The sequence below is a fragment of the Rhodococcus sp. GB-02 genome (assembly GCF_053470465.1).
In genome coordinates this window covers 568362-580473 of sequence record NZ_JBPUKE010000003.1, presented here as the reverse complement: position 1 = coordinate 580473, position 12112 = coordinate 568362, and the positions used below count along the sequence as shown (strand labels likewise).

At 62.7% G+C, this 12112-nt stretch carries 15 protein-coding genes; 10 read left to right on the top strand and 5 right to left on the bottom strand.

Annotation, left to right across the window (positions count from 1 at the left end; translation table 11 throughout):
• The first annotated feature begins 91 nt into the window (after positions 1-91).
• Entirely contained in the window at positions 92-2863 is a 2772-nt protein-coding gene (locus ACSW29_RS23120; RefSeq protein ID WP_317828588.1) for a DNA translocase FtsK, read from the top strand.
• A 45-nt stretch (positions 2864-2908) separates the two neighbouring features.
• Entirely contained in the window at positions 2909-3889 is a 981-nt protein-coding gene (locus ACSW29_RS23115; protein WP_317828587.1) for a TerC family protein, read from the top strand.
• Between the two features lie 17 nt (positions 3890-3906).
• Here the strand turns inward: ACSW29_RS23115 and ACSW29_RS23110 are convergent, their stop codons facing one another.
• Positions 3907-4191 (bottom strand): YciI family protein, encoded by a 285-nt coding sequence (locus ACSW29_RS23110; RefSeq protein WP_230817127.1) that lies wholly within the window; start codon positions 4189-4191, stop codon positions 3907-3909.
• A 57-nt stretch (positions 4192-4248) separates the two neighbouring features.
• Entirely contained in the window at positions 4249-4773 is a 525-nt protein-coding gene (locus tag ACSW29_RS23105) for an amino-acid N-acetyltransferase (RefSeq protein ID WP_019748183.1), read from the bottom strand.
• Positions 4774-4893: 120 nt separating this feature from the next.
• On the opposite strand from ACSW29_RS23105, the gene pgsA reads away from it, so the two are divergent.
• The 5 genes from pgsA to pspM all read left to right on the top strand — a co-directional run bounded on the left by pgsA (position 4894) and on the right by pspM (position 8346).
• Complete coding sequence (pgsA, locus tag ACSW29_RS23100; RefSeq protein ID WP_448278384.1) at positions 4894-5535, top strand: CDP-diacylglycerol--glycerol-3-phosphate 3-phosphatidyltransferase; 642 nt, start codon at positions 4894-4896, stop codon at positions 5533-5535.
• Positions 5532-6029, top strand: coding sequence for a CinA family protein (locus tag ACSW29_RS23095; protein ID WP_230817129.1), 498 nt, complete (start codon positions 5532-5534; stop codon positions 6027-6029). Before pgsA ends, ACSW29_RS23095 begins: the two co-directional genes overlap by 4 nt.
• 90 nt (positions 6030-6119) lie before the next feature.
• Positions 6120-6500, top strand: a complete 381-nt coding sequence (locus ACSW29_RS23090; RefSeq protein ID WP_230817130.1) for a helix-turn-helix domain-containing protein — start codon at positions 6120-6122, stop codon at positions 6498-6500.
• Between the two features lie 156 nt (positions 6501-6656).
• Positions 6657-7469 carry a phage shock protein PspA gene (pspA, locus tag ACSW29_RS23085; protein WP_003942098.1) on the top strand — a complete coding sequence of 271 codons (813 nt, stop codon included), beginning with the start codon at positions 6657-6659 and terminating at the stop codon, positions 7467-7469.
• A 31-nt stretch (positions 7470-7500) separates the two neighbouring features.
• Positions 7501-8346, top strand: coding sequence for a phage shock envelope stress response protein PspM (gene pspM / locus ACSW29_RS23080; RefSeq protein ID WP_230817131.1), 846 nt, complete (start codon positions 7501-7503; stop codon positions 8344-8346).
• Positions 8347-8368: 22 nt separating this feature from the next.
• Here the strand turns inward: pspM and ACSW29_RS23075 are convergent, their stop codons facing one another.
• Genes ACSW29_RS23075 through ACSW29_RS23065 form a run of 3 tightly spaced genes read right to left on the bottom strand, consistent with a single transcriptional unit; the run spans position 8369 to position 10254 of the window.
• The gene (locus tag ACSW29_RS23075; protein WP_230817132.1) at positions 8369-8974 is read right to left on the bottom strand and encodes an energy-coupling factor transporter transmembrane component T family protein; all 606 of its coding nucleotides are present in this window, start codon (positions 8972-8974) and stop codon (positions 8369-8371) included.
• Entirely contained in the window at positions 8971-9651 is a 681-nt protein-coding gene (locus ACSW29_RS23070; protein ID WP_347872603.1) for an energy-coupling factor ABC transporter ATP-binding protein, read from the bottom strand. The genes ACSW29_RS23075 and ACSW29_RS23070 overlap by 4 nt, the downstream gene beginning before the upstream one ends.
• A 6-nt stretch (positions 9652-9657) precedes the next feature.
• Positions 9658-10254, bottom strand: coding sequence for a biotin transporter BioY (locus ACSW29_RS23065; protein WP_448278383.1), 597 nt, complete (start codon positions 10252-10254; stop codon positions 9658-9660).
• Positions 10255-10479: 225 nt separating this feature from the next.
• On the opposite strand from ACSW29_RS23065, the gene ACSW29_RS23060 reads away from it, so the two are divergent.
• The 3 genes from ACSW29_RS23060 (at position 10480) to ACSW29_RS23050 (ending at position 12111) form a co-directional block, all read left to right on the top strand.
• Positions 10480-10668, top strand: coding sequence for a hypothetical protein (locus tag ACSW29_RS23060; RefSeq protein WP_420030497.1), 189 nt, complete (start codon positions 10480-10482; stop codon positions 10666-10668).
• Between the two features lie 17 nt (positions 10669-10685).
• Positions 10686-11399 (top strand): PIG-L deacetylase family protein, encoded by a 714-nt coding sequence (locus ACSW29_RS23055; RefSeq protein ID WP_347872604.1) that lies wholly within the window; start codon positions 10686-10688, stop codon positions 11397-11399.
• A 73-nt stretch (positions 11400-11472) separates the two neighbouring features.
• Positions 11473-12111: a TetR/AcrR family transcriptional regulator gene (locus ACSW29_RS23050; protein ID WP_317828582.1), complete on the top strand. Its 639-nt coding sequence runs from the start codon at positions 11473-11475 to the stop codon at positions 12109-12111.
• Position 12112: the final 1 nt, after the last annotated feature.

The window sequence follows — 12112 nt, the reverse complement described above, 5'->3', positions numbered from 1 at the left end:
CGGGTTGTGAAGATCACGTTTCGCACTCGCGACCTGTGTTGCTGGTGTTGCGGATGGTCCAGATGGGGTCGCACAGACTAGCCTGAACTCCATGGCAGGTAAGTCGAGCGCCCGGGGATCCAGTACAAGCACGTCCACGTCCAGGGCATCGACCAGGTCGTCAGCGTCTGCGCCGAGCGCGCGAGCGACCGCAAAACCCCGCACATCGCGCACCACGCGGACCGTCTCGACTCCTCGAAATGTCACGACGTCGGCCAAAGCCGGTGGCCGTCCCGCTTCGGGGAAAGGCTCCAAGCCTGCGCCGAAGAAGTCGTCCGGTACATCTTCGGCTTCGCGCCGACCCGTATCGAAAACGTCTCAGCGGGCCAGCCCGTTGGCGGCGGTCGGCAAGGGGATCGGCGCGGGGTGGTCCCTGGCTGCCCGCGGTGTCGGCGCCACTACGCGCACGGTCAGCAAGGTCGGCGAGATCGAAGCTGGCCATCGCCGCGACGGAATAGCGCTCGGCCTGATCGCATTCAGCGTCGTCATCGCCGGCGGAGTCTGGTTCAAGGCCGGAGGTCCGATCGGCGGTGGCATCGATACCCTCGTGCGGGCGATTTTCGGCGCGGCTTCGGCTGTGCTCCCCATCGTCGGCGTCGGCCTCGCGATCCTGTTGATGCGCACGGAACCCAAACCTGAGATCCGACCTCGATTGATCATGGGATCGTTGCTGGTCGGTCTGCCTGCACTCGGCCTGTGGCACATCATCTCCGGATCGCCGACAGACGCGACCGGCCGCTCCAACGGCGCAGGGTTTGTCGGATACGTCGTGGGAGGTCCGCTGACCAACGGCCTCACCGTTTGGCTGTCGGCGCCGCTGTTGGTCATCGCCACCGGATTCGGAATCCTGCTTCTGACCGGAACGACTCTGCGTGAGGTTCCGAGCAAGTTCCAGTCCTTCTTCGGGGCCTCGTACCGCTCGGACGAATACGGCGACTACGGATCCGAATTCGACGAGGACGGCGAGCACCACTACGGCGAATCGGCTTACGATCCTTCTCTGTTCGACGCCGACGGCTACCCGGTCGACACCTACGCCGAGCCGCCGCTCAAGCCCGCCAAGCGGACCAGCCGACGCGCGCCGATCGACAACTACCCGACGGACGAGTTCGAATCCGGAGACAAGAAGACCGAAGTACTCGGTCTGTGGAACGCCGACGAAACCGCAGAGCCCGACGAGCCCGTCGTGGCTGCGGCAGCGCCCGTCGTGGAGACACCGGCGCCGCGCCCCAAGGTGCCGGCTCGTTCGGTACCCATCGCCAAGCCCGTGCCGAAACCCGAACCGGAGCCGGAGGAGAAGGAACACTTCGTCACCGATCGGGTGACCGACGGCGACTACAACCTCCCGCCGACGACGTTGCTGATCGAGGGCGATCCGCCCAAGCTCCGCAGTTCTGCGAACGACGCGATGATCGAAGCGATCAGCGAGGTCCTCGAACAGTTCAAGATCGACGCCGCCGTTACCGGATTCACCCGCGGGCCGACAGTGACGCGCTACGAGGTCGAACTCGGACCCGGTGTGAAGGTCGAGAAGATCACTGCGCTCGCCCGCAACATCGCCTATGCGGTGGCAACCGACAACGTCCGCCTCCTCGCCCCCATTCCGGGTAAGTCCGCGGTGGGTATCGAGGTGCCGAACTCCGACCGTGAAATGGTTCGCCTCGCCGACGTGCTGAACGCGCCGAGCACCCGACGCGATCACCATCCACTGGTGATCGGTCTGGGTAAGGACATCGAAGGTGACTTCGTCAGTGCGAACCTCGCGAAGATGCCCCACTTGCTGGTGGCAGGTTCGACCGGCTCGGGTAAGTCGAGCTTCGTGAACTCGATGCTCGTGTCACTGCTGACCCGGGCGACGCCGGAAGAAGTACGGATGATCCTCATCGACCCCAAGATGGTCGAGCTCACGCCGTACGAAGGTATCCCGCACCTGATCACGCCGATCATCACTCAGCCCAAGAAGGCAGCGGCAGCGCTGGCCTGGTTGGTCGAGGAGATGGAACAGCGCTACCAGGACATGCAGGCTAATCGAGTGCGTCACATCGACGACTTCAACTCCAAGGTCAAGTCCGGCGAAATCACCGCGCCGCTGGGCAGCGAGCGCGTCTACCGCCCGTACCCGTACATCCTGGCGATCGTGGACGAGTTGGCCGACCTCATGATGACCGCTCCGCGCGACGTCGAGGAAGCAATCGTCCGCATCACCCAGAAAGCCCGTGCGGCCGGTATCCACCTGGTGCTGGCAACACAGCGCCCGTCCGTCGACGTCGTCACCGGCCTGATCAAGACCAACGTGCCTTCGCGTCTGGCGTTCGCGACGTCCTCGCTCACGGACTCGCGAGTCATCCTCGATCAGCCCGGCGCCGAGAAGCTCATCGGTATGGGTGACGGCTTGTTCCTGCCCATGGGCGCCGGCAAGCCGACCCGTATGCAGGGCGCGTTCATCACCGACGAGGAAATCTCTGCGGTTGTCGACTTCGCGAAGAACCAGGCCGAGCCCGAGTACACCGAAGGCGTCACGGCGCAGAAGGCCGGGGAGAAGAAGGACGTCGACCCCGACATCGGCGACGACATGGACGTCCTCTTGCAGGCCGTGGAATTGGTCATCACGAGTCAGTTCGGATCGACGTCGATGCTGCAGCGCAAGCTGCGCGTCGGGTTCGCCAAGGCAGGCCGACTCATGGATCTCATGGAAAATCGTGGTGTCGTCGGCCCCAGCGAGGGCTCGAAGGCACGCGAGGTTTTGATGAAGCCTGAGGAACTCGACGGTCTGCTGTGGTCGATTCGCGGTGGCGACCCGGACGAGGCACCCGCAGACGAGTAGCGACACCTCGGCGGACAAGCCGTCGACAGACGACCGGAGGAACCCGTGCATGTGACGCAGTTGGCTTGGGGAATCACGATCGTGGTGATCCTCGGCCTGTTCGTCTTCGACTTCTTCGCCCACGTGCGCACGCCACATGCGCCGACTTTCCGGGAGTCGGCATTCTGGTCGACGGTCTACATTTCGATAGCCATCGTCTTCGGCCTGGTCGTGATGTGGATCTGGGGTACGACGTACGGCGGTGAGTACTTCGCCGGCTACGTCACGGAAAAGGCGCTCTCGGTAGACAATCTGTTCGTCTTCGTGATCATCATGTCGACGTTCGCCGTCCCGCGAGAGTTCCAGCAGAAAGTTCTGCTGATCGGCATCGTCCTCGCGCTGGTGATGCGCGGAATCTTCATCGGCGTCGGCGCGGCCGCCATCAACGCGTACAGCTGGGTGTTCTACCTATTCGGTGCATTTTTGATCTACACCGCATACACCCTGATCCGCGATCACGGCCACGAGAAGGAAGCGGAGGAGAAGCGCGACAGTCGCATCATCTCGCTCGTGAAGCGGGTACTGCCCACCACCGAGGAATACGACGGGGACAAACTGATCACCCGGATCGACGGCAAGCGCGTCGTGACACCGTTGTTGTTGGCGCTCATCGCAATCGGGTTCGCCGACGTGCTCTTCGCGCTCGATTCGATTCCGGCGATCTACGGTCTGACGCAGGAACCGTACCTGGTGTTCACTGCCAACGCCTTCGCGCTGATGGGCCTACGGCAGCTGTACTTCCTGATCGGCGGGTTGCTCGAACGACTCGTCTACCTCTCGTACGGGCTCTCGATAATTCTGGCGTTCATCGGCGTGAAACTGGTATTGCACGCGTTGCACGAGAACACGCTCTCGTTCGTCAACGGCGGTGAACACGTCTCGGTGCCGGAAATCTCGACGGCACTCTCACTCGGAGTCATCATCGGAGTGCTGGCGGTGACAACGGTCGCGAGCCTGTTGAAGACCCGCGACCGGGCCGGGGAGTAAAGCCGGGGCTTGTGTCGTCAGGCGCTGAACTGGCCCAGAACCGGCACCCACTCGGTGATCCGGACGTTTTCGATCAGGTCGGCGATCGCGAACGGATCGTGGGTGAAGAGAAGCGAAACGGTATCGGTGTCAGCGGCGTCGACGATGATCAGCGCGCCGTTTCCATCTGCAAACGGACCTGAAGACAACACGATCGAGCGGGAAACCAGATCGGCGAGCCACGCGCGGTGATCGCTGCGGAGTTCGTCGCGCTGAGGATTTTTCTCGGGCGCATAGGTGTATTCGACGAGGAACAACGACATCGTGAACCGCTTTCGGGACGGGGATCGAAACAGGGATGTGTGAAGAGTCTGAACGGCTCAGAGAGTCAGAAGCATGCGAGTATTGCCGAGTGTGTTGGGTTTCACATAGCTCAGATCGAGGAACTCGGCGACGCCGGCATCGTAGGAACGACACATTTCGGCATAGACCTCGGCGGTGACGGGAGTGCCGTCGATCTCCGCGAATCCGTGACGGTGGAAGAACTCGGTCTCGAACGTCAAAACGAACAGTCGTTCCAACTCCAATTCCTTGGCGACCTCGATGAGTTTGTCGACGACGTGGAAACCCGCACCCTGTCCCTTGGCGGTCGGATCGACTGCGACGGTGCGGATCTCGCCCAGGTCTGCCCACAGTACATGCAGTGCGCCGCAAGCGATTACCTGGTCGCCCCGCTCAGCGACCCAGAACTCCTGAACAGCCTCGTACAGCGTCACGAGATTCTTCTCGAGCAGGATCTTGCCGGCGTAGATGTCGATCAGGCGCTTGATTTCGGGGATGTCCGACGTTCGCGCGCGACGCACGATCAACTGGCTCTCGGTATAGGTCGGCGCGGTCGAAGTCATGTGGTGCACATTAGTCAATGGCCCTACCGATATTCTAAGTCGCGTGCCTGTCCGCCCCACGCAATTCCCGCGCCGCTCGGCTGTATCCCGGGTTCGGCTCACCGCCCGTGCGGTGATTCGATGAGTACCCCGCGCGATCAGACCGACGCCCATCGCGCCGCCGTCGGCCCGTCCGACGGCACACCTGTCGCGGACAACCCGGTTCCGTTGCTGAACATCGCGAACATTCTCACGATGGTGCGAATGGTTCTCGTTCCGGTGTTTCTCGTTGTTCTGTTCGTCGACGGCGGACACTCGACGTGGTGGCGTCTCGGAGCGATGGGCGTGTTCATCGTCGCCGCGATCACGGATCGAATCGACGGTCAATTGGCGCGGAAATACGGTCTGGTCACCGATTTCGGGAAACTCATGGACCCGATCGCGGACAAGGCATTGATCGGAGCCGCGCTCATCGGGCTCTCGCTTCTCGGCGATCTGTCGTGGTGGGTGACCGGGGTGATCATCGTACGAGAACTCGGAATCACTCTGTTGCGGTTCGCGGTCCTGCGGCACGCGGTCATCCCGGCAGGCAAGGGTGGCAAGCTCAAGACACTCGTACAGGCCGTAGCGATCGGCTTCTACCTCTGCCCGCTGCCGAGCAGTTGGGACATCGTCAGCGGACTGCTGATGACTGCTGCCGTCGTACTGACCGTGGCGACGGGAATCGAATACATCGTGCAGGCGGTCAGGCTTCGCGCCGGAGTTCGCGCAGTCGAGTCATGATCGACCCGCTGCTCGGACTCGGAGTGGTCGAACTCGTCGACGCCCTCGGCGCCGCGAGGCAGACTGTCGCCGCCGCCGAATCTCTGACGGCCGGATTGTTCACGGCTGCGGTCGCGTCCGTGCCGGGGTCGAGCGCGGTGCTGCGTGGGGGCCTGGTCGTGTATGCGACCGACCTGAAAGCAACTCTGGCCGGCGTGGATCCCGAGCTCCTGGCGTCAGACGGTCCCGTATCCGAGAGCACCGCCGTGGCTTTGGCGCTCGGCGCCCGGACGAGGTGCGGTGCCGACTGGGGTATCGGACTGACCGGAGTTGCCGGTCCGAGTGAGCAGGACGGACACCCGGTCGGAACGGTGTTTCTCGGTATCGCCGGCCCGGACGGAACCGAATGCGTACCGCTCGCGCTCGGCGGCGAACGGTGGGAGATTCGGACAACGGCAGTCGCGACTGCCGTGTCGCGGTTGCGTGATCGTGTCGTAGAGCGTGCGGCACGATAGGCTCGGGAACCAATCGGATGTGTTCGGACGTTGACGATTGTGAAGACGTACGACCATGCACGATGAGGTCACGGATGAAGGAGGAGCGAGATGGCGCTGCTATTGCGTGAGGCAATCGGTGACAGTCTCCGGCGTACGCGCGTTTCGCAGAGCCGCACGCTACGTGAGGTGTCGAACAGCGCGCGTGTGAGCTTGGGCTATCTGTCCGAAGTGGAACGTGGACGTAAGGAAGCATCGAGCGAACTGTTGGCAGCGATCTGTGATGCGCTCGCAGTCCCACTGTCCGACGTGCTGGTCGATGTGAGCGAGACCTTGGCGACCAAGAAGAGCTCTCCGGTAGCTGGTCGACAGGTCACCGAACCTGCCGTGTCGGCATCCGGCACTGTCTCGGCTTCCGGTTCGCCGACTATCGCACGCGATACCCGCGTCGTGATTCCGGCACCGAACGCTCGAAGGTTGGCGGCGGCGTAGCCACTACCGGCCGTAACCGATAGATTTTGTACGTAACCGCCGGTTTCCAGCAGGTGGGGTCAGAGCAGATAGGGCGCAGCCCTTGTTTCGGTGCGCGACGGTCGCGCTCCGGGTCGCGTTCGGCGCGGCGCATCAGATGGAGGCAGGATCAAACCAATGGCTAATCCTTTCGTCAAGGGCTGGAAGTACCTGATGGCGCTCTTCAATTCGAAGATCGATGAGAAGGCAGATCCAAAGGTTCAGATTCAGCAGGCGATCGAGGACGCACAGCGCCAGCATCAGGCGTTGTCCCAGCAGGCTGCGTCGGTGATCGGTAATCAGCGTCAACTCGAGATGAAGCTCAGCCGTCAACTCGACGAGGTCGAGAAGCTCAACGCCAACGCGCGCCAAGCCGTCAACCTTGCCGATCAGGCTGCTGCTGCGGGCGACAACGACAAGGCGATCCAATACACCAACGCCGCCGAGGCTTTTGCGGCTCAGTTGGTGACGGCCGAGCAGGGCGTCGAGGATCTGAAGGCACTGCACGACCAGTCCTTGCAGGCAGCCGCTCAGGCCAAGAAGGCCGTCGAGCAGAACGCGATGACTCTGCAGGCAAAGGTTGCCGAGCGCACCAAGCTGCTCAGCCAGCTCGAGCAGGCCAAGATGCAGGAGCGCGTGAGCGAGTCGCTTCGTTCCATGGACAGCACGCTGTCGGCTCCCGGCAACACACCCAGCCTCGATGCTGTGCGCGACAAGATCGAGCGCCGCTACGCTGACGCACTCGGCTCAGCCGAGCTCGCCCAGAACTCCGTCCAGGGCCGCATGATGGAGGTCCAGCAGGCCTCGGTCCAGATGGCAGGGCACAGTCGCCTCGAGCAGATTCGTGCATCCATGAAGGGCGAGGCACTGCCTTCCGGCGGCGCAGCAGCCACTCCCGCGACTCCGTCCGTCGAGAAGCAGCCCCCGGCTGCCGGTCAGACCGGACAGTAGCCGAATCCTCGATGTCGGCAGTGATGATCTGATGTTTTCTTCGCGAGACGGTCGATCTGGGCGTGAGCCCCGGTCGGCCGTTCCCGTTTCCGTATCCGGCGCCTTCGGGGCGTTGGGACGCACCGCGGATACATTGCGTGAGGTTGGTCTGTCTGCGGCGGATGCCGCTCGGCGGTGGCAGGATCCGCGTGCCAAGTTCGAGCGCAAGCGTGCCCGTGCGCGTCGACGGGCGCAGCGATGGGGATTCATGTCCGGCGGTTCAGTGGTCGGCACTGCCGGCCTCGCGGTTGCGGCGGCTCCCGAGTGGTCGGTGGTCGTGGCTGGCGGGGGAGCGGCACTGTTCGCGGTTCCCGCCGTCATCGCGGTCGGCCGTTACCGTTCGATGAGCTCCGGCCCTCCGCCGTCCGCGCCGATTCGCAGACGATTGCCACCGTCGTCGTCTCGCGCGTTCATTCCGATGTCGCGCCTCATCGGTGCCGAGACGTCGCTGTTCGAGATTTTGAGTGTTCTCAGACGCGCCGACACCATCGACCCCGGTGAGCTGGACGAAATCACCGCTACCGCCGATTCGGCACTCAGAGCGATGTTCGCGGTGTCTTCGGACGTGGTCGCGATGGAACGTGCGGTGGCCGCAACGCCCAAAGTGACTGAGCCTCTGGATCCCACCATCGACGGCGCAGTTCGTGAGTTGCAGTCGGGGTTGGATCAGTACGAGGATCTGGTGACCTCGGCCGCCGCACTGACTGCGCCTCACAGCCCTTCGGCGCTCGTGGGATTCAACCGAGAACTCTCGGCGCTGCACGCGGCCGCCGAGCGACTTTCGGCGCTTGCCGACGCCATCGGCGAGGTGGACGACATCACCCGCAAGTACAGCTGACAGTTCCTGGTCTGATCGGCGCTCAGTCGTCGGCGCCGCGGGCTGCCAATGCTTCACCCATCGCATCCGCGGTCATCAGGGTGCCGACGATGACCGGCACTGCGAAGGAACGGAGCGAGAAGCCGAGCCCTCGTGCCTTGCGTGCTTCTGATACCTGTGTGATGACCTCGAACATAAGTGGGATGCACCGGATCGTCATTGCCAGGAGCAAGGCGATCCGTTCGGGGTTGACGCCGAAGCGTCGCAAGGGTGTCAGGAATCTGGTGATCGCGTCGAGCATCTCGGAGATCCGCGTGGTCAGACCCATGATCGCCGCTAAGGCAATCGAGATGATCAGAACGCCGCAAACGACCGCCGCTCGCTGCCATCCCGCGACCACCAGCTGGAACGCGCCGATGAACAGCAACATCCACAGTGCAGGTCGCAGCTGCCGGATCGCCGTCATCGGCGGGATGCGTGCAATGACGTAGAGCGCGACGACGACGATCGCGGGAGGTGCCAGTTGCCACGGCTCACGTACGAAGATCGAGACGGCGAGGATGGCCACGATCAATCCGAGGAGCTTGATCCCCGTCGGCATCCGATGCAGGAGCGACGTGCCCGGCCGGTAGACGCCGAGTGTGGTCACGAGACCAACGACCGGTAATGGCCGATCGAGTCGGCGGGGGAGCCGTCAGCGACGACACGGCCTTGGTCGACAACCAATACCCGTTCGAAGGATTCGAGGAGATCGAGTTGGTGGGTCACGACGATCAGTTGTTGATCGAGTGACTCGAACACCGAGCTGATGAGTCGCGAGTTGCGAAGATCGAGGAGCGTGGTGGGCTCGTCGGCGACGAGTACGTTCGGCTCCGTCACCATGATGGCTGCAAGCGCGAGAAGCTGCTTCTGCCCACCGGAAAGCTGGTGGGTGGGATGGTCGGCGTGCCCGGCGAGACCGTAGCGCTGCAGAACCGAGGTGACCTTGGCGGTGCGCTCAATTTTGCCTAAACCACTACGACGGAGCGAGAATTCGATGTCCTCGGCCACCGTCGGCATCACGATCTGATGGTTGGGATCGGTGAAGACGAACCCGACCTGCTTGCGTACGTCGCGGCCCTTCTTCGCGGTATCCAGGCCGTTCACCTGGACGCGCCCTTCGGTTGGTACGACCAGCCCGTTGATCATGCGAGCGAGGGTCGACTTGCCGCTTCCGTTCGCACCCACGATCCCGATTCGCTGCTCGCTCAGTCGCAGATTTATCTGCTGCAGGACTGTTCGTTCACCGAAGCTGTGGCCGACGTTCTCGAAGACGATCTCACTCATCGGAGATTAATTCGCCACCACGGTCTTGGTGGACGAGATCACCGAATCACGCAAGAGTGCCGGATATGCGCGATGGACCTGGGACGCGACGAGCGCGGTGACCACGGCCTTTGCCGCGTCGAGAGGAATGAAGGCAGCGTTGGCCGACCAGGCAGCCAGGAAGCTCATGTGTCCGCGGATCATCATTCCGACGATGCCGAACGCGTAGAGGATGACGACCCCGCCGAGAAGGTTGATGCCGATGCCCGCGATGATCCGGTACTTCGGCAGCATCTTTGCAGTCAGCCACCCGATGACGAATGCCGTCGGGATCCAACCGATGAGGAATCCGGCCGTCGGGCTCGACAGCGAGAAGAGTGCGGTACGACCGCCGGCAAGGACCGGTAGTCCCACCAATCCCAGGGCGATGACCGTCAGAACGGCGAGAACCCCCTTGCGCGGTCCGAGCAGAGCGCCGGCCATCATGACGCCCATGGACTGAAGGGTGATCGGTACGCCGGAAATACCGATGTTGATCGACCCGGGTAGGCCCAGCGCGATGATGAGTGCGGCGAAGACGGCTACATGCGCGAGATCGCGAGCGGGGAAACGGGTCGTAGACACTGCGGACGTGCTCCTTCGGCGTACGGGATGGAACTTCGCGAGTTTACGCCAGTCGCACGCTGCAAGGGGTTGGACACCTGACCTGCGCGAGGGGCGGTCTCGGGGTGAACCCTGATCTTTACCTGAACTTGCCGCTGAGCTGCTGCTTTGTCACGCAAGACCTGTCAGGCTGGTTCTACGGACGACGTAGCACCTGTCCGATTCGACCGATTATTCAACGGCACGTTGGAGGTAAGCATGTTTTGGAAGATCGTTTTGGCCGTCGTACTGGTGTGGGTTGCACTCGCTGTGGTCGGTGCCCTGATCAAAGGGCTTTTCTGGATCCTGGTGGTCGGCGCTGTCGGCTTCGGAATCTACTTCCTGGTGAAGGCGATGTCGGGAAGTGACGACAATTCGCCCGCTTCGCGGTTCTGACAGGCAAGATCGGCCCTATGGAAAATTTCCCCGAGGACTGGCAGCGCGCGATTGTCATCGTGGCGCATCCCGACGACGTCGAGTACGGCGCAGCCGCGGCGGTGGCGCAGTGGACGGAACGCGGCAAGGACGTCCGATATGTCCTCGCCACGCGAGGCGAGGCCGGAATCGCTGGTCTGTCGCCCGAGGAGTCCGGCCCGGTCCGTGAGGAAGAAGAGCGCCGCTCGGCCGCGATCGTCGGTGTCAGTGAGGTGGAGTTCCTCGGACTACCCGACGGTCGTCTTGTGGAAGGCCTGGAGTTGCGCTCGACTCTTGCCGCTGCAATTCGTCGCCACCGTCCGGAATTGGTGGTCACGATGAACTTCTCGCACACCTGGGGGCCCGGTTACCTCAACAGTGCGGATCACCGCGCGCTCGGGATCAGCGTCCTGGATGCAACTGCCGACGCGGCAAACGAATGGATCTTTCCGTCATTGACGGCTCAGGGGTTGGCGCCGTGGTCCGGTGTTCGGTGGGTCGCGGTGAACACGATGACTCCCACGCACTGCGTCGACGTGACGTCGACGGTCGATCGCGCCGTGGATTCATTAGCGGAACACGCACGCTATCTGGCGGCATTGAGTGCCGTGCCTATCCGGGAACAGGCCCGCGCACAGATAGATATGGTCAGCGGACCGAAGCCTGGTTTTGATGCCGAGCGCGCAGTTGGTTTCGAGTTGTACTATTTCTGATGAGCTCTGAGCGAGAAAAGTCGCAAGTCCCGACAGGATTACCGGTGACTTGTCCGGTATTGTGTTACACACGATGGTAATCCGTAACGCAGATGACCCAATTGCCCCTCGCAAGGCCGACGGTCAGCGCATCCCCAGCCGCGATATCGACGACGTGATTCTCGACGCCGCAAGATCGTGCGTCCTCGATTTCGGAATGCAGCGAACCACACTTGCCGAGATCTCCCGTCGAGCCGGCGTCAGCCGACCTACGGTCTACCGGCGGTGGCCGGACACGCGGGCCGTGGTCGCGGACCTGCTCACCCGGGAGATCCGATCGGTGCTGCCCGAAGTGACCTTCACCGGGTCTGCGGGCACGTCGCTCGTGGAGGCGATCGGTGACGTCGTCGGCCAGATTCGCGACCATCCGCTCTTCGTGAAAATTCGGCAAGCCGATCAAGAATTGCTGACCACGTACATCGTGGACCGACTCGGCGCGAGCCAGAAGTCGATTCTCGAGCTGATCACCTCCGTCGTCGCGGCCGGTCAACAGGACGGTTCGATTCGCGAGGGAAGCGTCACCGAGATCGCGGCGATGGTTCTGCTGATGGCTCAGTCCGTTGTCATCTCCGCACCGACACTCGAATCGGAGCTTTCCTCCGAGGCCTCGGTCGAGCAACTTCGATATGCGGTTGCTGCGTATCTGGCACCTGTCAAGAATTCGGGAGAATAGC